At 50.1% G+C, this 26,595-nt stretch carries 16 protein-coding genes; 3 read left to right on the top strand and 13 right to left on the bottom strand.

Features of this window, described 5'->3' with window-relative positions; translation table 11 throughout:
- Window positions 1–141: 141 nt before the first annotated feature.
- The 7 genes from G9F50_RS11865 to G9F50_RS11835 form a co-directional block, all read right to left on the bottom strand.
- The gene (locus tag G9F50_RS11865) at window positions 142–873 is read right to left on the bottom strand and encodes a (S)-benzoin forming benzil reductase (protein ID WP_060561882.1); all 732 of its coding nucleotides are present in this window, start codon (window positions 871–873) and stop codon (window positions 142–144) included.
- Between the two features lie 60 nt (window positions 874–933).
- Window positions 934–1,407, bottom strand: coding sequence for a type VII secretion protein EssA (gene essA / locus G9F50_RS11860; RefSeq protein ID WP_015418112.1), 474 nt, complete (start codon window positions 1,405–1,407; stop codon window positions 934–936).
- Window positions 1,408–1,414: 7 nt separating this feature from the next.
- The gene (gene esaA, locus G9F50_RS11855; protein WP_060561883.1) at window positions 1,415–4,540 is read right to left on the bottom strand and encodes a type VII secretion protein EsaA; all 3,126 of its coding nucleotides are present in this window, start codon (window positions 4,538–4,540) and stop codon (window positions 1,415–1,417) included.
- Window positions 4,537–9,012: a type VII secretion protein EssC gene (essC, locus tag G9F50_RS11850; RefSeq protein ID WP_060561884.1), complete on the bottom strand. Its 4,476-nt coding sequence runs from the start codon at window positions 9,010–9,012 to the stop codon at window positions 4,537–4,539. Before essC ends, esaA begins: the two co-directional genes overlap by 4 nt.
- A gap of 54 nt (window positions 9,013–9,066) precedes the next feature.
- Window positions 9,067–10,353, bottom strand: a complete 1,287-nt coding sequence (gene essB, locus G9F50_RS11845) for a type VII secretion protein EssB (protein WP_039063744.1) — start codon at window positions 10,351–10,353, stop codon at window positions 9,067–9,069.
- A 14-nt stretch (window positions 10,354–10,367) separates the two neighbouring features.
- Window positions 10,368–10,607 (bottom strand): ESX secretion system protein YukD, encoded by a 240-nt coding sequence (gene yukD, locus G9F50_RS11840; protein ID WP_003152015.1) that lies wholly within the window; start codon window positions 10,605–10,607, stop codon window positions 10,368–10,370.
- Window positions 10,608–10,682: 75 nt separating this feature from the next.
- Window positions 10,683–10,976, bottom strand: coding sequence for a WXG100 family type VII secretion target (locus tag G9F50_RS11835; protein ID WP_003152013.1), 294 nt, complete (start codon window positions 10,974–10,976; stop codon window positions 10,683–10,685).
- Window positions 10,977–11,291: 315 nt separating this feature from the next.
- Between G9F50_RS11835 and G9F50_RS11830 the strand changes: the two genes are divergently transcribed.
- The 3 genes from G9F50_RS11830 (at window position 11,292) to G9F50_RS11820 (ending at window position 14,551) form a co-directional block, all read left to right on the top strand.
- On the top strand, window positions 11,292–12,521 hold the full coding sequence (locus G9F50_RS11830) for a sporulation transcriptional activator AdeR (RefSeq protein WP_007408691.1): 1,230 nt from the start codon (window positions 11,292–11,294) through the stop codon (window positions 12,519–12,521).
- A 103-nt stretch (window positions 12,522–12,624) separates the two neighbouring features.
- Window positions 12,625–13,755 carry an alanine dehydrogenase gene (gene ald, locus G9F50_RS11825; RefSeq protein ID WP_060561885.1) on the top strand — a complete coding sequence of 377 codons (1,131 nt, stop codon included), beginning with the start codon at window positions 12,625–12,627 and terminating at the stop codon, window positions 13,753–13,755.
- Between the two features lie 118 nt (window positions 13,756–13,873).
- Window positions 13,874–14,551: a YukJ family protein gene (locus G9F50_RS11820; protein ID WP_060561886.1), complete on the top strand. Its 678-nt coding sequence runs from the start codon at window positions 13,874–13,876 to the stop codon at window positions 14,549–14,551.
- Window positions 14,552–14,595: 44 nt separating this feature from the next.
- On the opposite strand, the gene G9F50_RS11815 is transcribed toward G9F50_RS11820, so the two are convergent.
- The 6 genes from G9F50_RS11815 to G9F50_RS11790 are packed head-to-tail and all read right to left on the bottom strand — an operon-like array spanning window position 14,596 to window position 26,566.
- The gene (locus G9F50_RS11815; protein ID WP_025285196.1) at window positions 14,596–14,811 is read right to left on the bottom strand and encodes an MbtH family protein; all 216 of its coding nucleotides are present in this window, start codon (window positions 14,809–14,811) and stop codon (window positions 14,596–14,598) included.
- Between the two features lie 18 nt (window positions 14,812–14,829).
- A complete protein-coding gene (locus G9F50_RS11810) occupies window positions 14,830–21,957 on the bottom strand; it encodes an amino acid adenylation domain-containing protein (protein WP_060561887.1) in 7,128 nt (2,375 codons plus the stop codon).
- 14 nt (window positions 21,958–21,971) lie between these two features.
- The gene (locus G9F50_RS11805) at window positions 21,972–22,898 is read right to left on the bottom strand and encodes an isochorismatase (protein ID WP_060561888.1); all 927 of its coding nucleotides are present in this window, start codon (window positions 22,896–22,898) and stop codon (window positions 21,972–21,974) included.
- 18 nt (window positions 22,899–22,916) lie between these two features.
- Entirely contained in the window at window positions 22,917–24,542 is a 1,626-nt protein-coding gene (locus G9F50_RS11800) for a (2,3-dihydroxybenzoyl)adenylate synthase (protein WP_060561889.1), read from the bottom strand.
- 18 nt (window positions 24,543–24,560) lie between these two features.
- Window positions 24,561–25,757: an isochorismate synthase DhbC gene (gene dhbC / locus G9F50_RS11795; protein WP_060561890.1), complete on the bottom strand. Its 1,197-nt coding sequence runs from the start codon at window positions 25,755–25,757 to the stop codon at window positions 24,561–24,563.
- 23 nt (window positions 25,758–25,780) lie between these two features.
- On the bottom strand, window positions 25,781–26,566 hold the full coding sequence (locus G9F50_RS11790; RefSeq protein WP_043020747.1) for a 2,3-dihydro-2,3-dihydroxybenzoate dehydrogenase: 786 nt from the start codon (window positions 26,564–26,566) through the stop codon (window positions 25,781–25,783).
- Between the last annotated feature and the right edge of the window lie 29 nt (window positions 26,567–26,595).

Raw genomic sequence — 26,595 nt, 5'->3', positions numbered from 1 at the left:
TTTAGAATCCTAACATAAATCGAGAAGAAACTCAATTCATCTGATACATTTCTTATACCCCTTATACGTTGTTTCATTCATCATATGCCGCCGGACCCCGAAGTGATTGTACAAACAAAAAAGAGCAGCTTAAAAGCTGCTCTACAAAAATTCTTTAATATCGTATATCCGTCCGTTTTCCGGCTCGCCCGCGACCAGTGAGTGAATGACGCCGGCGATGTATTCAGGACTTCTGAGGTTTTTCGTTTCTTTCAGATTGCGGAACCGTTCGATGTCATGGAAATCTTCTTTTGACGAAGAACGGATGACAGCCTGCATGTCTGTATCCATCACTCCCGGCGAGAATGAGATCATGCGGACCGGCAGCTCTTCATCTTCCTGTTCAAACCCGAATGTTCTCGTAAACATATCAAGCCCCGCTTTTGAGCTGCAATACGCGCTCCATCCTTTATAAGGATTTTTCGCCGCGCCAGATGTGATGTTGACAATTGTTTTGCTGCCGCTGAACGCTTCGAAACGCTTTGTGAACATTTGGCTGAGCAAAACGGGCGCCGTCAGATTAAGGGTGTAATGGCGGTTCAATTCTTCGGCGGAAGCCTCTTTCGCCCGCTTGATCGGTTCCACCATTCCGGCATTGTTGATCAGTGTGACGGCGGAGTACCCCTTCTCCTCTGCTTGATCAAGAATCGCCTTCATCTGCCGCTCTGTATCTGCCAGATCGGTTAAATCAACACTGTATTCTGTCAGCCCCTCACGCTTTTCCCCGCTTATCGTTCTTGAAAGCGCGGCGACTTCGGCTCCTTCTTGCAGCGCCTGTTCCGTCAGCGCCCGGCCCAAGCCTTTTGACGCGCCTGTTATAAGAAAAAACTGCATGAAACTCCTCCTTTTTTTCTTATTTTACGGGCTGTCTTCCCGCAAACACAAGCGATCCGTTTACCGCTTTGCCTTTTCCTGCGCCGTGACTTTCGGGATCAGATAGATCATCGCCGCAATCCCGAGGAGGATTAAAACGGCATAAATGACAGGAAGCAGATAAGAAGTCTTTTTCTCTTCCGTTTCCATATCTGCCGAGGTATGCCGCACCGCAGGCTCGGCAAATGTGATACCCAGTTTTTTCGATTGCGCTTTGATCGTATTCGGCTCAGTGTCTGACGATGTAAACAACTTTGATATCAGTTTGTCATCCGGGTTTTCGGCCGGCTGATCAAAGGTAATATCCTTCTGTTCTTTCGGAAGCGCCGTTTTTTCCTCAGAGTAGGCATCGTCGTGCAGGTAATCCGTACGAATTTCAATGTCTTTCTTTTCATATTCATTCGGCTTGACATCAGTATTTTCCTCATTCGCGGCTGCGGCTTGGGGAAGGAAGAGGAAAAAGGAGAGAGCAAACAGCAGCAATCCTTTTTCCATGAACGTGTTACGCCTCATAAGACTGATCACTTTCCTCCGTTTTTTCCGCAAACAGCCGAATGACGAGCGGAAGCGCCGCCGCAATCAGCGTAATGATCGCAAGAACCGTTACCCCCATCGCAAACAGATGGCCCGTTCCGTATTGAATATCGATATAGACTTTCGAAACCGGACTGTCAAAGGTGAAGTTCGGCATAATCAGGTCGATCAAAGGCGCCACATAAAAGAGAATGAGCGCTGATGATGCGATCCATCCGGTAATCGAGCTGAAGACAAATGCTGCCCGGATAAAAGCTGAACTCGCCGCAAGCAAGAGAATCGTAAAGACTGACCATTTAATCGTCTGATCGTCCGGAAGCGAGTAGATATTCAGACCGAACAGACTGATCATCAATCCGACCATAATGTTTAAAATCCCAAAGAGCGCGCCTTTGACAAGAAGCGGCGCCTGCTGATAATACGAGCTGAAATAGCCGATCAGAAGACTGCTGATCAGGATAATCACCAAAATGACGACCGGCGGAACATTCTGAACCCGGTCTTCCGGCACCTCTCCGCTGATTTTAAGCGGGTTGGCGAGATAATCATAAACGTAGCCGTTTTCCTGTCCGTCAACGAGCGCGTTCCCTAAAATGCCGTACACGTCATTTCTGATCAATTTCGTGGAATCGACGTTTTTGCCCCAGTTGCTGTTCAGGGTGTCCGCTTTATGCTGGACGTCATTTACGCTTTGCTGCATATTGTCGGTATAGCTGATGATGCCGGACTGGCGTTCTGACAGATGGCCCATCGTGTCAGACATTTGCAGGACTTCGCGGCCGACGGTATCCTGAGCGCCGAGCGCCATCGTTCCGGTTAATCCGTCTCCGCTGAACGCGGCCGCTTCCTGCACGGCGCCTTCAGCCAGCTGATCGGATGCTTTCGCCGCGCTGTCTGAAATGCTGGCGAGCTCATCGAGCACTCCCGCTTGTTCATCTCTGATATACGAGCTGTAGTTATCCGAGAATTCGGTCATGCCTTTAATGAAATTGCTGATGTCTTCATCTGTCTGCATCTTGTTGTTTTTCAGATTTTCCCAGCTTGCCGTTTCCACCGGTTTGATGGCAAGAACGGTTTGAACTTCGCCTTGCTGGGCTTTCAGCACCCTGTTTTTCACATCAGGCAGCGAGCCCGCGTCAAGAGAGTGATAAAGTGTCGCCTCATACAGGGATAAATCATTATAGTAACTCATTAAATCGGATATTTCTTTTGTATTGATGTCAGCGGCAAATATCTGTTCAAGAGCAGATTTGCGGCCGCTATCCAATGACGGGTAGTTCAAAATGTTCTGTTCTGTTCTTACAATCAATCTGTAAACGGTATTGAAGTCTTGTTTTCTCGTTTCTTCTAATTCTTCCAGATTTCTCTTTAATTTTTCTGCGCGTTTTTTGACGATATCAATCTGGTCTTTAAGGCCTTGGATTTCTTCATCAAGAGCATCGAGACGTTTTTTCAGTTCTTCATTATGAGTCTGCTGTTTCTCTTCCAGCTCTTTTTCAATTTGCTGAATGCGCTCTGCGGCTTGGTTCAGCCTTTCTTTCGCCTCAGATATGTCCGTGCCGCCGTCCCCTTCAGAATCGTTCGGATCGTCCGCCGGCTCATCAGCAGGCGGAGTGACGTTTTTAGCGGCAGTGGCGGTCTGGACGGTTTTTGGCTCCTGATCGCCTGTGTTATCGGAAGCAGGCTGCTCTTCTTTTGTGCCGTCTTCCGTTTTTCCGTCTTCTCCGGGATTTGTTCCGTTATTCGGATCGGTATCGCCGGAGTTTTCACCGTCATCGCCTTGGCCCGGGTTTTCCGGTTCCGGTTTTTCTTTTTCCGGTTCTTTTAATCCGTCAGAAATGTCATTGATTTCAGCGGAGATGCGTTTTAATTCGTCACGCTGATCGTCAAGGTCCATCTTCAGATCGCCGGGTTTTTCTTCTTCCGGTTTTTCTTCTTCTTTCGGTTCATCCGAGCCGTCATCACCCGGGTCCTTTTCCGGAACGGTTAATGCCGGCCGATCCCTTTTCATAAGGGTTTGGATACTGTTCAGTGTTTCAAATCTTGCTTGAGCTTTATATTGAGTCAAAAAATTGTTCAGTAAATTGGATTGAATATCTGCCATCCCGTGTTCCTGCTCAGGAACCTGCGCTTCTCTCACCTGTTGGGCGGCAAGAAGAGCCGATCCCGTCTGGTCAAGCTGTGTCTGCGCCCGGTTTATGCCTGAAGACAGCCCGCTCATCATCGTGCTGAACTGGTTGGCGGCCTGCTGTGCTTTAATGGCATTCAGTCCGGTTGTGATTTGCTTTTGGTTTTGTTCCTGCGCGGCCATCAGCAGTTTTTTCTGATTTTCTTGATATTGTTTATAGCGCTCGACCGTGTCGGCAAAGTCTTTAAGCGTGGTTTTGGCTTCATCTGCCGAAGTCAATTTTTCTTTTGCCGCGCCCTGCGCTTCATTCATTGATTTTTTCAGTTCGTCAATCAGGTCTTTTTGCCGTTTGATTTCACCTGCCAAGTCATTGGAGCTCGGCTTGTAAAAGTTATACATGACGTTTTGAAACTCTGATTCTTTATTGACGATCTTGTCAAAATCGCCTCGGACATTGTTCACTTTTTGCGAGACGAAATTCCAATATAATGCCGACATTTTTTTATTCATTGATTTTTGGGCGTCTTCTAGCTCACGCTGCACCTTTTCTTTGTTGACGGCGTTCAGGTTGCTTTGAATATTGAATGTCAGCGTGGCTTTTTGCGGACGCTCCTTGTCATAGCTTAAGATGTCTTTTGAAAAATCGGATGGAATGTAAACGACGGCGTCATACTTCTTAGCCGCCAGACCGTTTTCAGCCGCGCTCCTGTTGACAACCGTCCATGAATAATCCGGACGGCCGCCGAGAGCGGCCGCTACTTCTTTGCCGAAATGGACGGATTCCTCTTCCTCATTTTCATCTGTTTGTAAGCCCATGTCTTCATTCACGACTGCGATTTGGCGGGTGGCGTTGATTTTTTGTTTTCCCGGGTCATCGCCGATAAACCGGAAAAACAGCACCGGCAGCAGCAGAATGATGACGACCGCGGCTATTAATTTGATCAGGCTTTTTCGTTGTTCAGTCATCTGACGGCCTCCCTTTCCGCTGAACATAAAGGTATTTGGATTTTTTGCTCCTTCCCGTTTTCAACCAAATAGCCGAAGCCCGGCTGAATGTCCGGTTCCTGCCTTTGGTAAGGCAGCGGAATGACATTTTGTTCGGATTTTTTCACAAGCAGCATCGCGTGGCGGATCTGTTTCATTTCCGTCGTTAAGGAATCATAGCCTTTTGAGAATTCGCTGTGATTGCCCGCCGGGATAAAACTGAAGCCCACATGCGCGTAAGATTTCATAAACATCGCCAGTTTGTCCTGAATGGCGGTGTCGATCGTCTGCTGGAATCTTGTAATGCCGTCGGCCATTAACACGACCGGAGAGAAACTGAGTTTGTGCACATCGCCATTTTTGACGGCCTGCGCATACTGAGCTTCGCGCTCCGTGAAAATAGCTTCTGCCGTTTCGATCCACTGCCGGACGTCTTCTTTTGTGTCCAGATAGCTGACCTTTGTTTCCTGCGCATACTGCGACAGTCCGCGGTCAATCGAGTCAAACAGCCCGACCCGTTCCGTACCTTCACGCAGCAGGTGATTCAGCATCACTTTCAGGATGTTTGTTTTTCCACGCTGTGTCTGGCCTAAGATAAGGCAATGCTTATTTTTGCCCAGATCAAAGTACACAGGGCTGACCTTTTCCTCATGAAGCCCGACAGGAATGCGGAACGGTTCTTGATCCGGGCCGAGACGGAGTGAAAATTCGCCGGCCGTCAGCCTATCCGGAAGCATCGGAATCGGGTCTGGGCCGGCTGTTCCGGCGTGGCGCTCAGCTAATGCTTTGACATCGGCTTTCAGCGCCTGGAACATCTCGAGGTCATTTTCCGCTTCAGCCGGAAGAAACATTTGCGCGAAATACAGTTCTTCTTTTTGGATCATGACGCGGCCCGGGATCGGTTCGAGACTGAACGGCGGACGCCCGTAAATGGAGTATCCTTCTGACTGATCCATTAAATAATGGACGACTTTCGTTTTTATGTTGTTTAACAGCGACTGGCGGACGGCGTTTACCCTCGTTGCGGTCAGCAGGAAGTAAATGCCTAAGCTTTGCCCGTCGCGTGAAATCTGGATAAATTCCGTTTCTAATTCATGCATTTCATCTTTGACGATGTCGAAATTGTCAATTGTGATAAATATAAACGGCAGCTCTTCTTCACTGAGCGAATTGTACATTTTGATATGGCTGACTTCTTTTTCTCTGAACAGCCGTTTCCGCCGCTCGATTTCTTCCTTGATGCGGATCATGAATTTTTCGATCTTTCTCATTTGATCCATTAAGAAATAGTCTGCGGTGTGCGGAAGCTTTGCCAATGGCAGAAGCGTGCCGTTTCCGAAATCAAAGATGTACATATGAAGCTCTTCCGGCGTGTATCCTTCCGCGAAGTTCATCAGGAAGGTGATGGCAGCCACTGACTTGCCGTAGCCGGATGAGCCGAAAATGCCGATGTTGCCGTCATCCATCATCGTATAAGCGAGAGGCGCCTGTCTTTGCTGATCAGGCTCATCAACGCAGGCGATGAAGAAGCGGTCTTTTTCCTGCGCGGGGTAAAGCGTGCGCGGGATACGTTCGGCAAGCGGCGGAAGCCACGGGCTCGGCAGCTTTTCAATGCCCATTTCATTTTGAATCCGCTCGATTTCTTCGACTACGGCTTCTATTTCTGCCGGGGCATCTTTTTTCGCCGCATCATCCGCATCCACCTCAGACAGCGGAATTAAGCCGGTATCGGTAACGATGGCAACGTCATCCTCGGTGCCGTATACATCTTCCATGTAAGGGGCGCCGCTCCAGGCAGACTGGAACTGCTCATACACTTCGTTATTTCCGACTTGCAAGTAGCCGCGTCCGGTGACCGTAATATTCGCCGCATCACTGTTTTTCAGGATTTCTTTACTGTCACTTGCATCCTGCACTTTCAGCGCGACCTTAAAGCGTGAGTTGCTCCATATTTGGTCGTCAATGATGCCGCCCGGCTTTTGCGTGGCGAGAATTAAATGCACGCCAAGGCTCCGTCCGATGCGGGCCGCGCTGACAAGCTCCCTGATAAAGTCAGGCTCTTCGCTTTTCAGCTCGGCGAATTCATCTGAAATCAAAAACAGGTGCGGCATCGGAATATCCGTTTCTCCCTGTTTATACAGCTTTGTATAGTCATTGATGTGATTGACGCGATATTGATCAAACAGCCGCTGCCGTTTTTTCAGCTCGCTCTTAATGGATGCAAGCGCCCTGATACTGAAGTTTCTGCTTCCTTCAATATTCGTGATGGTCCCGAGAAGGTGCGGCATCTTGCGGAACGGCTGGGCCATTCCTCCGCCCTTATAGTCAATCAGCAAAAACGCCGCTTCATGCGGGTGGAAATGAACGGCCAATGACAGGATGTACGTTTGCAGAAATTCACTTTTCCCGGAGCCGGTCGTTCCCGCCAGCAATCCGTGCGGCCCGTGCGCTTTTTCATGCAGGTTTAAATAGACGATGTCGTCTTTCCCTTTATAGCCGATCGGAACAGCCAGCGATTTTGCAGACTCACTTGTCTCCCACTTCTGCCTGATGCCGATTTCTTTTACTTCCTTCGCATGAAACAGCTCCAGAAATGAGACCGTTTCAGGAATGGAATTCGTCATTCCGACCTGATGGTGCAATGTCCGAAGCGTCCGGGAAAACCGCTCGTTGTTTGTCCGTTCATGCCTGTCCAGCTTAAACGGGATCTGCACCGCTTTTTTCTGCTGAATGAGAATGTCTCCCTCATCTTCATTAATGTAGCGGACGAGGGTGTGAATGTTTTCCGCCAGGCTTTCCTTCGTTTCCGCGGCGATGATTGCCGAGATGCCGAGATGCTCATGCCGGCCTTCGATGTATTCTAAAATGACGTGCTCTGCGATCAGCTGCTGATTTGTGATGACAAAGACAAAATGCGGCTGGAAGATCTTTTTTTCTTTATCTTCTTCCAAATCCCGCTCACGCAGCAGCTCGTAAATGGACGATAACAATTGATCGCGGGTCTGTTCATTGTAAATAAATCCTTTCGCATACATATGAGGCAGCTGAAATTGCGGCAGCCACTTCATCCATTCCCATTCCTTATATTCGTCCTCATGAAAGATAAAGACAAATCGCAGGTCATGGTAGCTGTTGAAGAACGCGAGCTGGCCGATCAGCTGGTGAATTTCATTTTTGACGATCTGGGGTTTCCCGACAAGCCCCATCGGCCCTTCTTGTAAATCAACGGTCACGGGCGCATGGCGGATATCTTTATACACACGCTGCATGTGCTGCGACTGCTCCATCAAGTCATCCACATCACGGTTCGCAAGGTCTCCGCCGCTCATTGAAATCTCGTAGCTTGCCGGGACCGTGCCCGTTCCGAGCCGAAGCATCAGAAAATCCCTGCTTTCCAGCGATTTCTCCCAAATGCGGCCGCTGATTTCAGAAGTTAAATATTTCATTTTTTCAAACGGGGGAAAATGATGCGTCAGCACTTGCAGCTGTTTTTCCGACAGCGTCTGAAGCTCTTTCCGCTTGCTTTCTAAATACTGCTTGTACACACGCTCCCGTTTTTCCTCCCGTTTTTTCCGCTGGTTTTTTTCACGGAAATACTGCACGGTGGAGGTAATGAGAGTCATCATAAACATCGCCAAAGAGACAAGGATGAATATGCCCCTCGGCTGTATAATGGCGACAACCCCCATTACAATCAGCATGACCAAAGGAGGCAGAATGACGAGCCACAGCCCCCGGTTATTCTGTTCGCTTTCCTGCGAGGGAAAGCTGAATGAAACGCGGTCTTCTGGAAGATCGTAGACCATGCGCGGCGTTCTTCGATATTGCGGGTATTTCTTTTTCATTTCGGTGCTTGGTTTTACCGTTTTGGTTAAACCGGTTTGAAGCTTTTCGTGATGAACGATTTCTAAAAGGTCGTCCTCCGTCAGCCTCACACGCAGAAAATTCCACAGCAGCTCATCTCCCGTCCGGAGCCTTTCGGGAGCTTCTGCAAGTATTCCGTTCACATAAACGTCCTGGCCATCAGGGACGACAGACCAGCATCCTCCCGACTTTCGCAGATAAAAAGCCCCTGTTTGAGCGGAGGACGGCTCTTTGTATATATCCGCTTCCTCTGTTTCTGATGAGAAAACGATCTCATCCTTCCCGCCGATAAAATAAACGGAGGATTCTTCTTTGTCAGGGGTGAGCAGAAGCCGCATCGTCTCTTCTTCGATCCGGCAGGGCATTTCATTTCCTATTGTCAATTCGCCGGCACAGTTATTTCCCAGGAAAACATCATAACGATCTGTTTCTTTTCGATAAAGGGTTGCGGCGTTTTGCCGTAACGGAAGTGTGCCGACCGTGATTGTATCTTTCATATCCGGACCGATCGTAATCGGCTGAGACGGCGGGAGTTCAGACAGCTGAATCTTTTGTACGTGCTCTCGGTAAAAGACCCATAACAGACTCATATGGCGAACCTCCTGACAGCCTGATCGTTACCTGCGGCCATTTGATGTGTGCTGTTATTTTTTTTCATCTTTTTTCTCATCTTTCTTGTCGTTCTCTTTGTTATCTTTCGCTTTGTCTTGTTTGCTTTCATCCTGTCCGGCGGAAGCTTCGGCGGTGTCACCGTTTTCCTCCGCTTCTTTATGCTGCTCCTCCGCCTCTTTTTTCGCCTTCGCAAGCTCGCTTTCCACGGCGTCCAGTTCTTTCTGCTTTTCGTCGTCTTTCATACTGTCATCCGCTAATAATTGCTGTTTATATTTTGTAAGTCCGAGCCAGATGTACGGGTTGTACTCAAGATTGCGGCCGATTTTGATGGCTTCTTCATTCTCCCCTCTGCCGATATCAATCCAATAAAGGAAATGCTTCGGGTCTGATTGCAGCGTGACCAGATTCCCGATGTTTTTCCGCTGCTCTTCCCTCAGATTTTCAACTGCCACATAAGAGGAAGCAAGCTCGTACTGCACAGATTCCGGGAGGCTTTCCGCATCGTATTTGGCGAGTGTGTCAATGACTTTGCTGTACTGCTGATTTAAAAAATAGCGGTTGCTTTCTGTAATTGCCTCTTGCTTTGGCTGGGCGAAAAACAGAACGTATAAGGAGTAAAGAAGTGTCGGCACAAGGAGGACGGCAAGCGCCAGCCCGGCGTATCTTTGGATTTTCCATTTCTTTTTCGGCAGTTTTATGTATGTCTTGTCCCTTTCTTCGAGGGAATCAATTGCGGTTTGAATGGTTTCTTCCAGTTCTTCAATCGTCTCCGCCTCTAGCACGCTTTTCACCTCAGGAGAGAAGTGAAGCGTCTCCTTGTACTTCAAATATTCATCGAAGGTGTACGCCCCGTCAGCTGCAAGCGCCGCACAGGCTTTGAGCTCTTTTAACACCCTTTCTCTATCTTCCTCATAAGGCGGAAGGCTCTCCTTTACGCCGTAATGAAGAAAGTAAGGCGTCAGCGCTTTATCAAACACGATATTTTCAGGGGCGGCAATCAGATTGAGACGTTTCAGCTTATGCTGTTTTACGGCTTGGACAAGACGGTAGGCAAATTGCCACCTGCTTTTTTTATCTTTTCCTTTTATATAGCGGAAAGCCTGATAAGAAGAAGGAGGTTTGATTGTGATGGTTACTTCGTCTTCTGAAACTGAGACCTCTTTTTGAAAAAAAGGATCAGCATCTTTAATCACGTTTGCTTCCAGCCCGTCAAGAAGCTTGATTTTTTCCCGCTGGAAGGTGAACGTGAAGCCTGATTCGGTTTCTTCCCGGACGGCGTCTAATTCTGTTTCTAAATAAGATCTGTTATGACCTGTCATTCCACCATGTCCTTTCATAAAATTTCAAGGCGGTCTCCGTTCGTAATGCCGCAGTCAGATAGCTTTTGTTCTCCGGAAAAAACCGTTTCTTTATTGACCACTCTGATCCAATAGCCTTCACGCGGCGGAACGGATACATGCTGAGCCTGCCGGGCAATATCAATGACTTTTTTCACAGAATGGTAATCTGACAATCTGAGATCGAAGACGCTGCCGTTATAATGTGTTAAATCTATTGTAATATCGATATACATATTCATATCACCCTTACATAGAAAGAGCGCCGTCTTCTTGATTGAATCAGGCGCTCCGTTTCTTCATTCATCTTATTATCCGCGAATTTGGTTAGCGATATCTTGGTCAGTAGACTCAAGCGTATTTGCCGTTTGATCGAGCTGATGATTCACATCTTGAAGCAATTCAGACATTTTAATAAATGAAGGTTTCAGCTGCTCATATTGATCTGCAAATGCTTCACTTGAAGCACCTTCCCACATGCCTTTCAAATCAGAAATCATGCGGTTCAGGCGGTCAACCTGATTCATGACTTCCTGACTTTCAACGCCATATTGCTTAGCCATCGCTCTTAGCTCTTCGGGTGTGACACGAATTAATCCAGACATATTCCTTATACCCTCCTGTGTCATCAGCCTAAATATGGGCTAATTCACTTATTTTTTGAACGTCATTATTATAAAAACAACCATTCGGCACAGTCAAACAAATCTGTTTTAATTTTACAAAATGAGTCTTATGATATATTGGATTTTTCGTTACATTTACACATTTTGTAAATATAATAGTATGATTTTCTTATTATTTTCGTTTTCATCGAATGATCTTATTGTCCTAGTCTGTTTCCCTGCAAAGATGCCTTTCAGTCTGAAAAGCAAGATGGTAAGATCAAGATATGAAGCTATGAAAAAGTAGGGATACAGATGACCAATCCAAAGGATCCATTTAAGTACAGTTTCGACAGGCTTGAAGATGTTGCCGACCATATCAGTGAAGTTCTTCAATGCCCCATTACAATAGAAGACGTTAATCATAAACTGCTTGCATACAGCACGCACAGCGATTGTACAGATCCGGCCCGGACGTCGACGATTATCGGGCGGAGGGTGCCGGAAAAAGTCATCAACAAACTCTGGAAAGACGGAACCATTCCGGCCCTTTTAAAAACGGACCAGCCGATCAAAGTGAAAGAAATTGACGAGGTGGGCCTGAGCAACCGCGTGGCGATTTCCATCTGGAAAAACAGTCAGGTTCTCGGATTTATTTGGGCGCTTGAGATCAAAAAAAAGCTCAATGACGAAGATCTGAAGACACTTCAGCTGGCAGCCAAAGCGGTGCGGAACAAGCTTTTGCACCTGCAGATCCGCAAAACGAAAATCGAAGAGCGGGGCCAGGAGTTTTTTTGGAAAATGCTGACCGGCCATATTTATCAGGAAGCCGAAATGGCCGAAGGGTTTCATAAGCTCGGGATGGCGCTGCCGTCCGTGTTCAGCGTCATGATCATCCGTTTACATGATGAGCTGACTGAAAAGACGGAACAGCAGCTGCAATATTTGCAGGAAACGACACAGCAGATTCATGTCATGCTGGCGACTGTTGATTCAAATGAATTAATCTTATTAGCCGCGCCGAAAACCGATCAGCCTTTTAAAGATGTAAAGCACTTCGCCCTTCATATTCAAAAACAGCTGAAGGAACGATATAAAATTGAGGATGCGTCGATTGCGGTCGGCGGTATTTACGAATCGATTTCTTATGTTTACCGCTCCTATCAGGAAGCGCTTTCCGTATTAAAAGCGAAAGAGCGGTTTGTGAGAGAAACCAAACACCTTTTCAGCTTTTCGGAACTCGGCATTTATCAGTACCTGGATGTGTTGGATGAAAAACGCAAGCACAGCGGCTATATGAACTATTCCCTGTCAAAGCTTGAGCAGTATGACAGGGAGCACCAAGCCGATATGGTAAAAACGCTCGAACATTTTATTGATGCCGACAGCAACGTCAACACCGCCGCTAAAGCGCTTAACATCCATGTCAATACATTGAATTACAGGCTGAAAAGAATCAGCCAGATCGCAGAAATCGACTTAAAAAATGTGAATGAAAAGTTTACGATTTACCTTGATATCAAACTTCGCAGCATGGGTTCGTGAAATTTCACAAATCCGTGTTTTTTTATTTTCTGTTTCAAACAAAGAATTTTCGCAAAAATCGCGCTACACTTGAAGCATCACACAAACATTGGGGGAAACAGACATGATTATCGGGGTTCCAAAGGAAATCAAAAACAATGAAAATCGAGTGGCATTAACACCTGGAGGCGTTTCACAGCTTATCGGAAACGGCCATCGGGTTCTTGTGGAATCCGGAGCGGGACTCGGAAGCGGCTTTACAAATGAAGATTATGTATCAGCAGGGGCGGAAATTCTGGAGGACAGAACGCAAGTATGGGATGCGGAAATGGTCATGAAGGTAAAAGAACCGCTGGCTGAAGAGTATGCGTATTTCCGTCAAGGTCTGGTCTTATTCACTTACCTTCATTTAGCTGCAGAGCCGGAATTAGCTAAAGCGCTTACAGAAAAAGGCGTGACAGCTATCGCGTACGAAACGGTAACGGACGGACGTTCCCTTCCGCTGCTTACGCCGATGTCCGAAGTGGCCGGCAGAATGGCCGCGCAAATCGGGGCTCAGTTTCTTGAAAAACCAAAGGGCGGAAAAGGAATTTTATTAGCCGGCGTACCGGGTGTATCCCGCGGAAAAGTCACGATCATCGGAGGGGGCGGCGTCGGAACAAATGCCGCGAAAATGGCTGTCGGACTCGGTGCCGATGTGACAATGATCGATTTGAACGCAGACCGACTGCGTCAGCTTGATGATATTTTCGGGCATCAGATTAAAACATTGATGTCAAACCCTGTAAATATTGCAGATTCCGTCGCGGAAGCGGATCTTCTGATCTGCGCCGTGCTCATCCCGGGAGCCAAAGCGCCGACTCTCGTTACGGAAGAAATGGTTAAACAAATGAAACCGGGTTCCGTCATTGTTGATGTTGCCATCGATCAGGGCGGCATTGTGGAAACCGTTGATCATATTACAACCCACGATAATCCGACTTACGAAAAACACGGCGTCGTTCACTACGCTGTCGCCAATATGCCGGGCGCCGTACCGCGTACGTCTACGCTCGCATTAACGAATGTGACCGTTCCTTACGCGCTTCAAATCGCCAATAAAGGCGCGGCACAAGCCATTGCAGACAGCCCTGCGCTTAAAGCGGGCTTAAATACGGCTAACGGACATGTCACGTATGAAGCGGTAGCCAAAGACTTAGGCTATGACTACGTGCCTGCTGAAAAAGCAATGCAAGGTTCGGCTGCAAAAGCTTAATAGATATGAAGAGGACAGCCTGATCAGCGGGCTGTCCTTTTTTTCTTTCTCATAAAAGGAAAAACGGCCCCCTGTCTCGAATATCAATTCATATCCCGAAAGAAAAAGGAGGATTCATATGGCTGTTCAGCACTATGGTGTATTAAAAGGCACTGTGTCAGATATGAAAAGGGAAACAGATGATGATTCTCCGCATTTTCAAGTCGAGGTGCTAGGCGAGCCTGATACGCGCTATCGCTGTGCGATCAATGTCATGTCAAGTTCAAAAGAATCAGAGGTTCTGTATGCGGCATGCGATCATTTTGACGCAAGCGCGATCACCCTGCTGCCCAACATTCCGTATGGATATACCCCAATTGATGAAACCAGCCGTGAGCTGGCGCTGGATTATGTCCGCGGCGGATTGTTTGATCCCCGGAACATGGTGCCCCTCCCGCATGAAGTCACCGGTCCGGACAATGACTTAAATGACTTTATTGAGACGTACATGCAAAAAGCCAAATCAGAAAAAGCCACCGTCTATATTTACGGCTCTAAATTTGGGCCGGAGCCGGGCGCTGATAAGATTTTCGGGTTCAAGCCGACAAACGGCATGCATAATATTCATATGAATCAGGGAAACCCAATTGATACACGCTGGAAGAAGGATAACGGAACGTGGCACGACGGCGGTATTTTAATCCAGTTTGCAGACCAGTGGGCCGCGGTCTTTTTGGCTTTTCTGTCTCAGTCATGGTGCACGAATGAAGAAGGCCACCCTTATACATTTTGTGATCATACACAGCTTAACGGCTGATGTCCGCATAAAAAGCCTGCCGAAATAACGGCAGGCTTTTCTTATTACATTTTAGCGGCTTCGGCCTGTTTCAGGCTTTCCGGCCTCATATCACGCCAGTTTGTTTCAATATATTCGAGACAAACTGGGCGGGTTTCATTCGTGAGGCGTATTTCCCAGCCGCCCGGCACATCCAGATAGGCCGGCCACAGTGAGTACTGGCCTTCAGCATTGACGAGCACATGGTATGAGCCGTCTTCCCGTTCAAATGGATTTGTCATATCATCTCTTTCCTTTCTTTACCGGACTGTACGCCGTCCGTTTAATTTCTCTGCCAGAATCGCGCCGATGTCGGCAAGCGGGCCCGGCTGGCACATATCTTTATGGCGGCAGTCTAAGTCATACCGCTCAATTTTCCCCGTAATATACGGTTTCCAAGTATCCGGCTCAATCGGGTCAAACCACTCCGGAATAATCGTTGATCTGAAGAACAGCACATCTCCGTGGAACGGCTTCGGCTTGTATGTTCCTAACAGCCCGACAGAATTAATGTACGTGTCTTTCAGATTCATCATCACTGACTCGTCCAGGCTGGCTAATGCGCTTCCCTCACGGCGGAGAATGGTCAGCGCGGTGTCAAAATCAAGCGGCTGATCCCCGAGGCTGTCCGGGTCGTACCCTCCCAGGGCAAGCAGCGCGATGACGGCTTCCTCGTCATCAGGCGCATTTTTTATCGGCAGAAAATGATTCGGATACGCGTCAAGCATCACCAAAAGCGAAACCTCTTCACCCCGGCTCTGTAATTGTGTCGCCATGGCCTGAATGACATTCCCTCCTAGAGACCAGCCGAGCAGACGGTACGGCCCTTTCGGCTGCACGGTACGGATTTTTTCAATATAATCCGCCGCCATGTCATCTAGGCTTTGCGGAAGCGATTCTTTTTTTCCGATGCCTCTCGCCTGTAAGCCGTATATCGGATAATCAGCCTCTAAAGAAGACATCAGCCCGGCATAACACCAGCTGAGACCGCCGGCCGGATGGACACAGAACAACGGTGTTTCTTCTCCTGCCGTTCTGAGCGGAAGAAGAACATCAAGCGCGCTTGCGCCCGTTCCTGACTCAAGTCTTTCAGCAAGGCTTGCCACCGTAGGAGCTTCAAATAATGTTCCGATACTCAGCTCGGCTCCCATCGCTTCCCGAATACGGCTCATTAAATGAACCGCAAGCAAAGAATGGCCGCCTAAATCAAAAAATCTGTCATCAATACCGATACGCGGCAGGTGAAGCACCTCTGCGAACAGCTCACACAGCATTTCTTCCTGCGGCGTTCTCGGTCCCCGGCCGGTGACCTCCGTTTGGAAGTCAGGCGCAGGGAGCGCTTTTCGGTCAAGCTTTCCATTCGGTGTCAGCGGCAATTCATCCATTTGGACAAAAGCTGACGGAACCATGTAATCCGGCAGGCTTTCTTCGGCAAACCGGCGCATGTCCCCCGTGTCCAAGGTGCTGCCGGCAGCTCGGACAAGGTAGGCGGCCAGCCGTTTATCTCCCGGCCGGTCTTCACGGACGACTACGGCGGCATCCTCGACATCCGGATGTTTGACGAGAACCGCTTCGATTTCTCCCAATTCAATCCGGAATCCGCGGATTTTAATCTGGTGGTCCGCCCTGCCCATATAATCAAGAGAACCGTCCGTCCGCAGACGGGCTAAATCCCCCGTCCGGTACATCCTCGTTCCCGGCGGGCCGTACGGATCAGCCACAAAGCGTTCGGCGGTCAGGCTTTGCCGCCCTAAGTAGCCGCGTGCCACGCCTCCTCCGGCCACATACATTTCGCCCGTGATGCCCGGGGGCACAGGCTCCAGCCGGTCATCAAGCACATATACGTTCAGATCAGGAATGCCGCAGCCGATGAGGCTGTTTGCTCTCAGTTCGGCAATGTTTTTGTCTAATTCAAGGTAACTGACGTGCACCGTCGTTTCCGTAATGCCGTACATATTCACGAGCACCGGCTGATTGTCTGCGTGGCGGCTGTACCAATCCTCAAGCCGGCTCAGCTCAAGCGCCTCGCCGCCGAAGATGATATATCTGAGTGCGAGCTGACGCCCCAGCTCTTTGTGTTCTTTTTCCGCATGCATCAGCTGGTAAAACGCTGACGGCGTTTGGTTAAGCACGGTTACCCGCTCTTTCACGAGGAGATGTAAAAACGCTTCCGGCGATCTGCTGATGTCATGCGGCACGACGACGAGACGTCCGCCGTGAAGCAACGGCCCCCACATTTCCCAGACAGAGAAATCGAAAGCGTAGGAGTGAAACATCGTCCATACATCATCAGAATGAAAGTGATACCAATGCCGCGTCGACTCAAACAGCCTGATAACATTGCTGTGCGGAATGATGACACCTTTCGGCACACCTGTTGATCCCGACGTGTAAATGACGTAGGCCGGGTGAAGCGGTGACAGCGGCCGAATCCGGTCAGCGTCCGCAGGGTTCGTAACGGCATATCGCTCAAGTGTTTCTTTATTCTGCGGGTCATCCAAGATGAAGGCCGGCATGCCGCTTTCGATAGAGAGCTTACTTGCGCCTTCACGGTTGGTGAGCATAAATACAGGCTTGGCATCATGTAACATAAAAGCAATGCGGTCCGCGGGATAATCAGGATCAAGCGGCAGATACGCTGCCCCCGTCTTCAGGACGGCTAACAGCCCGACAACCATATCTAAAGAACGCGGCAGCGCCAGTGCGACAAACTGCTCCGGGCCGACGCCGCGGGCAATCATCATGTGCGCAAGCTGATTGGCTCTTTCATTCAGCTCTTTATAAGTGAGTCCGCTCTCTTCAAAAACTGCCGCCGTTTCATCCGATTTTGCGGCGGCCTGTATTTCAAACAGTTCAGGCAGTGTCTGCCGAGGCTGAATATGCTGTTTTGCCCGTTTAACCGGCAAAAGCTTCCGGCGCTCTTCATCAGAAAGAATGGTTAAGCTTCCGATCGGTTTTTCCGGATGTGATGCGGCATCTTCGAGCAGAAGAAGCAGGCGCCCGGCAAGTGCTTCAGCCGTTTCTTTTCTAAATAAGTCCGTACTGAACTCCAGCAGGCCTTCAATACCGGCAGGCGTGCCGTCGTCATGGCGCTGTTCAGCCAATTCCAGCGTCAAATCAAATTTGGACGATCCGACACTGCTGATTTGCAGGCTTGTTTCCATATCAGGAAGACTGAGTACAGGGTCAGGCGTATTTTGGAATGCGAGCATCACTTGGAACAGCGGATGTCTTGACCGGGAACGAACCGGATTCAATTCTTCCACGAGACGTTCAAACGGCACGTCCTGATGTTCATATGCTGCGAGATTCATTTCTCTGACCCTTTCAAGGAGCTCACAAAAGCTCGGATCGCCAGAGGTATCGGTTCTCAGTACGAGTGTATTAATGAACATACCCACAAGGTCTCCCAATGCGTCATCACTGCGGCCGGCTATCGGACTGCCGATCGGAATATCGGTCCCTGCACCGAGCCGGGTCAGTAACGCGGAAAGCCCTGATTGAAGCACCATAAACAGGCTTACGCGCTGATTTCTGGCAAGTGAGAGAAGACGGGCATGAAGCTCTTGGCCGATGTTGACCGGAATGACGCCGCCCCTGTAGCTTGATTCAGCGGGACGCGGAAAATCAGACGGCAGCTCCAGCTGATCCGGTACATTTTCAAGCGTTTTCTTCCAGAAATCAAGCTGGCGCGCAATTAAGCTCTCAGAATCAGACGCGCTGCCTAAAAGCTGCTGCTGCCAAAGCGCATAATCCGCATATTGGACCGCCAGCGGCGCCCATTCTGCTTTTTCACCTGTTTGCCGGGCGATATAGGCTATGGATAAGTCACGCATGAGCGGATTCAAGGACCAGCCGTCACCTGCGATGTGATGCAGGAGAATCATCAGCGTATACTCGCCGTCACCAAGATCAAACAGCTCGGCCCGGACGGCCGGCTCTTTAGCGAGATCAAACCGATATCGTGCCGCAGCGGCAAGCATGTCTTGGAGCTCGTTTTTGTCTGCACGTGTCACTGTAAACACAGGGCGGGCTTCTTCAGCAGATAAAATGAGCTGATGAGATGATCCCTTATTTTCCGGAAAAACGGTGCGCAGGCTTTCATGACGGCTGACAACATCGTAAAAGGCGTGTTTCAGCGCTGATTGGTCAAGCTTGCCTGACATGCGGACAATCACCGGAATGTTGTAAGTCGGGCTTGGCCCTTCAAGACAGTAGAGAAACCATAGACGCAGCTGCGCAAATGACAGCGGGATATGCTCCGGCCGGTCAAACGGCTTGAGCTTAGGCCGCGCACTCTTGGCGGTGTCAAGCTGTGCGGCGAGCCCGGCAACGGTCGGCGTATCAAACAGACGGCCGATGCCAAGCTCTGCGCCCATCGTCTCCCGGACCCGGCTCATCAGGCGTCCGGCTAAGAGTGAATGTCCGCCCAATTCAAAGAATCCGTCATCAATTCCGACCCGCGCGAGACCGAGAACCTCGGCAAACAGATCGCATAATATTTCTTCCTGCGGCGTCCGCGGCCCTCTGTCAGACAGGACAGCGGAAAAATCAGGTGCAGGCAGAGCGCTGCGATCGAGCTTCTTATTCGGTGTCAGCGGCAATTCTTCCAGCTGTACAAACGCGCCCGGCACCATATAATCCGGCAGGCTTTCGCCCATATATTCACGAAGTCTGCCGATATCAAGGGGCTGATCCGCGACAGCGTAAGCCGCCAGCCGCTTATCTCCGGGCTGGTCTTCACGGACAATGACGGCGGCCTGCGAAATACCCGGATATTTCGACAGCACTGACTCAATTTCTCCTAATTCTATCCGGAACCCGCGGATTTTAATTTGGTGATCGGCTCTGCTGATATAATCAAGCGAGCCGTCCTCACGCCAGCGCACGAGATCTCCCGTCCGGTACATCCTCGCGCCCGCGGACCCGTACGGATCGGCAATGAATCTTTCAGCTGTTAAATCAGGACGGTTATAATAACCTCTGGCAAGCCCCTCGCCCGCTATATAAAGCTCGCCCGCGATTCCCGGCGGGACGGGCTGCAATGCGGCGTCCAGCACATATACCCGCGTGTTCCAAATCGGCTTTCCGATCGGAGGCGCCCCTGTATGGTCTTTTGCAAGCGGCTGTGCGGCCGACCAGATTGTTGTTTCAGTCGGCCCGTACAGATTCGTCACCGTACAGCCTGATTCAAGCAGAGCATGCATAAGCGCGTTCGGAAGCGCCTCACCTCCGACAAGCACCTGCAGCGCCCGGAGAGAATCCGGTTCATTGGTGACTAATGAATGCCACAATGTCGGCGTTGCCTGCATGATTGAAATACCGTATGAGTGAATCATGTGCGCAAGCGCCCGCGGTTCCTGAATCGTCTCTTTACGTGCGATGACGCACCCCGCCCCGCTGATGAGCGGAAGGAAGAGCTCAAGTCCGGAAATATCAAACGCCGCAGTCGTAACGGCAAGCAGGCGGTCTTGTTCGCCGAGCGGGAACATTTCCCGCATGGATAAGAGGAAATTGCTTACGCTTTTTAATGTGACGACTACGCCTTTCGGTTTGCCCGTTGAGCCCGATGTATAAATGATATAAGCGGGGTGCAAAGGCGAACATTCCGCCTGAGCGGGACAGTCAGCATTTTGAGCGACAACGGTTTTTACCGTATCCGGGTCATCGAGAATGATCCTTTTTGCATCACTGTCTTCCGGCATGCGGCCGGATAATTCCATCGTTGTAATCAGGCATGCAGGCTGTGCATCTTTGAGCATGAATGTGATCCGCTCAGAAGGAAAATCAGGATCAAGCGGCAGGTATGCGGCTCCCGTTTTCAAAACGGCCAGCATGCTCACGGCCAACTCCTGTGACCGCGGAAGCAGCAAAGCGGCAAATTGTTCCGGTCCGAGCCCCTTTTCCTTTAGCATGCCGGCAAGCTGGTTCGCGCGCTTGTTCAATTCGGCATAGCTGAGCTCTTCGTTTTCGGTGATGATTGCCGGCCGGTCCGGTGTTTTTACGGCCTGTTCGGAAAACAGCTCCGGCAGACTTTTCTGCTTCTCGGCCTTGCGCGTGTCATTCCAGCTTTCCAGTACGCGGAGACGTTCACTTTCAAGCAGAAGGTTGAGTGTGCCGATTTTTTGTGTCTGGTCTTTCACAGCGGATTCCAACAGAAGCAGGAATCGTTTTTGATGGTTTTCAATATCTTCGGCGCTGTACACTTCCGGATTCGCATCAAAGTCCACACGCATTCCGCTTCCGTCCGCTCTGTCGTAAACGTTAATTGACAAATCATCAACGGGCCCTGCTGATAAATTATGAACGGTCCCCCGCGCTCCGGCGAAATCAAGCGCGTAGTCAAACGGCATCACATTGACTTGCGGGCCGAACAGCCTGCGATTTTCTCCGAGCAATTTAAGGTCGCGGCGCATGTCTTCATGGCGGTATTTCTGATGGCGCCGGATGTTTCGGATTTCTTTTGCCACTTGGCTGACGGCCTCATGAAAATTCATATCCGGGCGGAGAGAAAGCCGCAAAGGCAGCAGATTCATGACCATACTCGGAATATTCAGTGAAATTGAGCCGATCCGCCCCATCATCGGTAAACCGAGCACGATATCCCCTGCGTTTGTCATCCGATGGACATATACCGCCGCTGCGGCCGTGACGGCTTCATGCCAGTTCGGAATCGCTTTTACATGCTGTAAAGCCGTTTCAGAAAGATAAGCCGTGCTTCTCCGAAAACGTGTTGACGTTCGCGGCGCTCTTTCTGCCAAACTGACGACATCAGGTTCATCCGCAAATTTCTCCATCCAAAATTCCCGATCTTTCAGGAATTGATCAGACGCGCGGTACTCTTGATCTTCTTTTACCAGATCCTCCAAAGAACCGAAGGAGCGCCCGTTATCCGGACGTCCTTCCCGTATTGCGGTGTACATTTGCGCCGTACGCCGTGCCAGCAGTGAAAAACCGTAGCCGTCTATCGCTATGTGGTGAATGCGCTGATACCAGAAAAAGCGTTCCGGTCCCGCCTGAAATAAAATGTCGCGGAACAAAGGCCCGGCCGCCATATCAACGGGCTCAGCCAAATCTGTCTGCATGAGTCTGAGTGCGGCCTGCTTCGGATCAGCTTCTGAACTCACATCTATGACATCGATCGCAGCCTCAAATGGAGGATTGATGATCTGCTTCGGCCCGTCTGCTCCCTCTTCGAAGCGGGCGTGTAATGACGCGGCTTCCGTCAGCACGCGTTCTAGAGCGGTTTTAAATATGTTCACATCGATCGCGCCGTTTATCTCAACGTACTCGCCTGTATTGTAAATCGGATTATCAGGATCAAGCTGCTGCGCAAACCAGATACCGGCCTGTGCGCCTGTCAGAGGCAGCTGTTGTGTATCATGCATTCTATTCTCTCCCTTTATAAATAATCTGCGTTCGGCAAGACTTTTTGAGATCGGGAAGAAAGAAGTCTCCACCACTCTTCCAGCGTCGGGTTCTCCGCCAGTTCCACAAACGTCACTTCAGCTCCGTCACGGCGCCATTGTTCGACAAGGCTCATGATTCTGACGGAGTCAAGACCTCTGTCCAGCAGGTCTTCATGATCCGGAATATCAGACGGTGATTCTTGAAGAATCGCCGCAATTTGTTCCCGCACCCGGTCTTTTGTCAATACGGCGGAAACCTTCTCTTCTCCTCCAGAGACCGGCGCGCCGCCCAGCAGCTCCAGCACTTCGTTTGTCAAAGCTGTGTAAGCGCAGCGCTGAGACGCATATTCGATGGCCATCTTATGTTTTTCTGAAGAAAAATCAGCAACGGCATCTCCGATAAAGAAGCTTTGGATATCATCCATAAATGCTTCACATGCTGTGACGAGGCAGCCGATGTGTGCATAAATTCCCGTAATCATGAGCTGGTCTCTGCCGCTTTCACGCATGATCTCAAGGAGATTTGTCCGTTTAAACGCGCTGTATCTCCACTTTGTGAGGACAATGTCCTGATCATCCGGGGCAAGCTCCGGAATGACCTTTTCTTCATAAGGCCCGCTTTTTAGCCCCGGCCCCCAAAAATCCGTCAGCAGCGCACGGTCCGCCGGGTCTTGGCTGCCCGGCTGCGCGGTATACACCACCGGAATGCCGAGTGCTTTGCATTGCTCTTTTATTTTTTTGATATTCTCAGCCGCCTCCGTGATCGGAGCTTCACCTTTCGCAAAAGCATCGACGAAATAATTCTGCATGTCATGGATCAGAAGCACCGCGCGTTTCGGATTCAGCGTCCACGATACTTTATTTTCAGGCATATCTGACGCTGTCGGCAGCGCATATGCGGGAATAGACGGTATAGCCAATGTAAACACTTCCTTTTTTTAAGATTGTTTGATTTCAGCCGGCTTTACTTTTTGGGCGATCGTTTCGCGAAGATCCTTTTTACTGACCTTGCCGACGCCGGTTTTCGGGAAAGAAGCGATAAATTCAATCCGGTCGGGGATTTTATATGCCGCCAATCCGCGCTCACGCAAAAATGCTTTCAGCTCTCCCGGTTTCGGCGCTTCTCCTTTCGGGATGACGAACACACAGGATCGCTCCCCGAGAAAATCATCCGGCATTGAAACCATGGCCGCATCATGAACGGCAGGATGCGCAAGAAGGTGATTTTCCACCTCCTCAGCGGCTATTTTTTCACCGCCCCGATTGATTTGATCTTTCGCACGCCCTTCGACGATGATATAGCCGTCCGCCGTCAGTTTGACGATATCGCCGGTCTGATAAAATCCGTCGGCTGTGAATGATCTTTCATTATGTTCAGGCGCTTTATAATATCCGCGAATCGTGTAAGGGCCGCGTGTAAACAAATGTCCCCCTTCACCGGGGGCGACATCCCGCCCGTCATCGTCTAAAACCCTTACCTCATCAAAAGGTGACATCGGTCTGCCTTGCGTATTGACAATGATCTCTTCAGGATCATCCAGTCTCGTATAATTCACCAATCCTTCCGCCATTCCGAAAACCTGCTGAAGGGTGCATCCGAAAGCGCTCTTTACGCGGCGGGCCGCCTCAGCGCTGAATTTGGCGCCTCCCACCTGCAGCACTTGAAGGCTTGATAAATCATCACTTCGCGAACCTGATGCGTCCATCCACACCATCGCAAGCGGCGGGACGAGCGCTGTAATCGTGACACGTTCTTTTTCAATTAACGGGAAGCAGTCATCCGGGCTCGGCGTCGGTGACAGAACAACCCGGCCTCCGGCATATAAAGTTCCCAGCACACCTGGCGAGCTGAGCGGATAATTATGCGCTGTCGGCAGAGCGGCCAAATAAACGCTGTGATGATCCAAGCCGCATATTTCCGCACTGATGCGCAAACTGTATATGTAATCGTCGTGTGTTCGCGGAATCAGCTTGGACAGCCCCGTACTGCCTCCTGAAAGCTGTAAAAAGGCGACTTCCGCCGGGCTTATATCTTCCAGCTGAACAGGCTCTCTATGCAGGCTGCTCAGTTCCTGAAACTCTTCAGCTTCGCCGGCCACAATGACATGCGCCAAATCCGGAAGTTTGTCTTTCACCTGTCTGGCAAGCGCCCTGTAATCAAAACCTGAATGCATATCAGGAATGATGTATGCTTTCGCCTCTGCAAACTCGCAGAAATACGTAATCTCACTGCTTCTATGAGAAGGCAGCGCGAAAACGGGCAGCGCTCCCAGCCGGAACAGCGCGAAAATCACTTCAAAAAACTCAGCGATATTCGGCAGCTGAACGACAACGCGGTCTTCCTTTTGAATTCCGAGCTTATGCAGTCCCGCCGCTAAACGATCTGCCCTTTCATCTAATTCTTTGTAGGTCCAATGTACATCTTTACACGTCACGGCAGTTTGATTTCCGTATAAAGCCGCGCGCTCTTTCAGCATTCCTCCGAACGTCTCACCCTTCCAGCAGCCGTCTTTTCGGTATTTGTCAGCCCATTCTTCCGGCCATGGCGTAAATCCAGTCAGCACGATCCGTTCCCTCCTTTTTTACAACTCATCTTGGTAAAGCCCCATCGCCCGGAGCATGGTGCGGAATTTGGCCGAGGTCTCGTCCAGTTCATCCTGCGGCTTTGATCCGGCGACAATCCCGGCACCCGCAAAGAGCCGGAGAGACCTTGTTTCCGCTTCGGCGCAGCGGAGTGCGATAATCCATTCTCCGTCACCTTCAGCATCACACCAGCCCGCCATTCCCGTGTAGAAATTGCGGTCAAACGGCTCAATATCCTGAATCGCTTCTCTCGCCGCATCCGTCGGCGTTCCGCATACCGCGGGTGTCGGATGCAGGGCGATGGCCAGCTCAAGTGATGTCGTTGACGGATCACGCAGCTCTCCCTTTACCTCGGTGGACAGGTGCCACATCGCCTCAGTTTTAATGAGTGACGGTTTTTCCGGCACATCAAGCACACGGCAGAACGGTTTAAGGGCGGCGGCCACGGCGGCCACGACTACGGCATGTTCATGCAGATCTTTTGCTGATTGCAGCAGTTCTTCCGCTCTTCTCTGATCCTCGGCGGGATCTGTGCTGCGAGGTCTGGAACCTGCCAGCGGATTGGACAGAATCGATGTTCCGTTTTTGGACAGCAGCAGTTCAGGACTTGCGCCGAAAAGCGTTTTTCTTGTTTCTGACGTTCCCGTCACATCCGCAGCGAATGTATAGCCGCGCGGGTTGTGCTGCGCCAAATGCTTGACGGCCTGTGGAATGTCGATATCCTTTTCAGCGGTCAGATGAAGCGTCCTTGACAGCACGATTTTGCTGAGCGGACCGTCCGTAATGCTGAATACGCCTTGTTCCACACCGCTCATAAAGCCCTCAGGCTCCGGAACAGGACGGATGTCATATGTATTGGATTGCGGCTTTTCTGCGGAAGATTCCGCAAACGAAAGCGGGCCTGCCGTATGGACATTCTTCGGTACAAAAAGCCGGGAAGCTTTTCTGCCGTCAAAAGGAATGGCGCCGGCCGCAATCGGATGTTTGATGCCGGCTTGCTTTGCCTCAAGAAGCGTCTGTCTCACGCGTTCAGACAGTGAATCCAGCTGATTTTCCGTGTCTGTATCAGGCACTTCCGCAAACATTCCTTCCGCAAGCATCGTACTTTTCGGGGAAGCTAAAAAGAACGCCCCGGGCTTGTAAGCGTCCAGCACCTCTTTTGCAGACACTTCCGCCAATAAATGTTGATTTGTCATGTTTGTCCCTCCTTCTCGTTACATCAAACGCCTAAAGTAGCGCCGCCATCAACGCATAAATCATGCATCGTAATATGGTTTGCCTGTTCAGAAGCCAGAAACAAAACGGCATTTGCAATATCAGAAGGCTTCGCCAGCTTTTGAAGCGGAATTCCCGTTTTATATGTATCAAGCGAACCTCTGATGACGTCCCGGGCTCCGTTCTCATCCTGCCACAGCGCCCGCTGCATGTCGGTTTCCGTTGAACCTGGAGATACGATGTTGCAGCGGATATGATGGGCCGCAAGCTCCAGTCCGAGGCATTTCGTAAACATGACGGCAGCCGCTTTTGACGCCGCATAAGCCGCCATGGAAGCACGCGGAACGCCGGCTGCATTCGAACCGACCGTAACGATGGCGCCTTTTTGACGCTCAATCATGTACCGGCTTACAGCCCGCGACACATGAAAAACGCCGGTCGTATTAACAGAAAATGTTTGATCCCAATCTTCATCACTGAGGGATTGCACCGGACCCGGCCGCAGCACGCCCGCAACGTTCGCCAATATTTCAATAGGCCCCATGTCGCGTTCAACGGCGGCGATGATATCATTGACAGCCGCACTGTCAGATACATCTGCGGCAAACCCCTGCGCCTGCACGCCTTTTTGCCGAAGTCTGTCAGTAAGCCCGAGAAGCAGGTCTTCATTTGTATCTATAGCTGCCACATTTACGCCTTGTTCAGCAAGGGCAAGCGCTGTTGCTTCTCCGATGCCTTGAGCGGCGCCGGTGACAACGGCCGTTTTCCCTTTCATTCCCAATGCGTCCATATTATCATTCCCCTTCTATATTGATAATG

Origin of the sequence: Bacillus sp. EKM206B, from assembly GCF_011066015.1 — a bacterium.
Classification (GTDB): Bacteria; Bacillota; Bacilli; order Bacillales; family Bacillaceae; genus Bacillus; species Bacillus velezensis.
The sequence above is the reverse complement of the archived record's forward strand: the minus strand, read 5'-3'. Positions and strand labels throughout refer to the sequence as shown.

Coding starts and splice junctions, on each gene's coding strand:
- G9F50_RS11865 (WP_060561882.1), bottom strand. CDS start 873: ATGCAGTTTTTTCTTATAACAGGCGCGTCAAAAGGCTTGGGCCGGGCG.
- essA (WP_015418112.1), bottom strand. CDS start 1,407: ATGGAAAAAGGATTGCTGCTGTTTGCTCTCTCCTTTTTCCTCTTCCTT.
- esaA (WP_060561883.1), bottom strand. CDS start 4,540: ATGACTGAACAACGAAAAAGCCTGATCAAATTAATAGCCGCGGTCGTC.
- essC (WP_060561884.1), bottom strand. CDS start 9,012: ATGAGTCTGTTATGGGTCTTTTACCGAGAGCACGTACAAAAGATTCAG.
- essB (WP_039063744.1), bottom strand. CDS start 10,353: ATGACAGGTCATAACAGATCTTATTTAGAAACAGAATTAGACGCCGTC.
- yukD (WP_003152015.1), bottom strand. CDS start 10,607: ATGTATATCGATATTACAATAGATTTAACACATTATAACGGCAGCGTC.
- G9F50_RS11835 (WP_003152013.1), bottom strand. CDS start 10,976: ATGTCTGGATTAATTCGTGTCACACCCGAAGAGCTAAGAGCGATGGCT.
- G9F50_RS11830 (WP_007408691.1), top strand. CDS start 11,292: ATGACCAATCCAAAGGATCCATTTAAGTACAGTTTCGACAGGCTTGAA.
- ald (WP_060561885.1), top strand. CDS start 12,625: ATGATTATCGGGGTTCCAAAGGAAATCAAAAACAATGAAAATCGAGTG.
- G9F50_RS11820 (WP_060561886.1), top strand. CDS start 13,874: ATGGCTGTTCAGCACTATGGTGTATTAAAAGGCACTGTGTCAGATATG.
- G9F50_RS11815 (WP_025285196.1), bottom strand. CDS start 14,811: ATGACAAATCCATTTGAACGGGAAGACGGCTCATACCATGTGCTCGTC.
- G9F50_RS11810 (WP_060561887.1), bottom strand. CDS start 21,957: ATGCATGATACACAACAGCTGCCTCTGACAGGCGCACAGGCCGGTATC.
- dhbC (WP_060561890.1), bottom strand. CDS start 25,757: ATGACAAATCAACATTTATTGGCGGAAGTGTCTGCAAAAGAGGTGCTG.
- G9F50_RS11790 (WP_043020747.1), bottom strand. CDS start 26,566: ATGGACGCATTGGGAATGAAAGGGAAAACGGCCGTTGTCACCGGCGCC.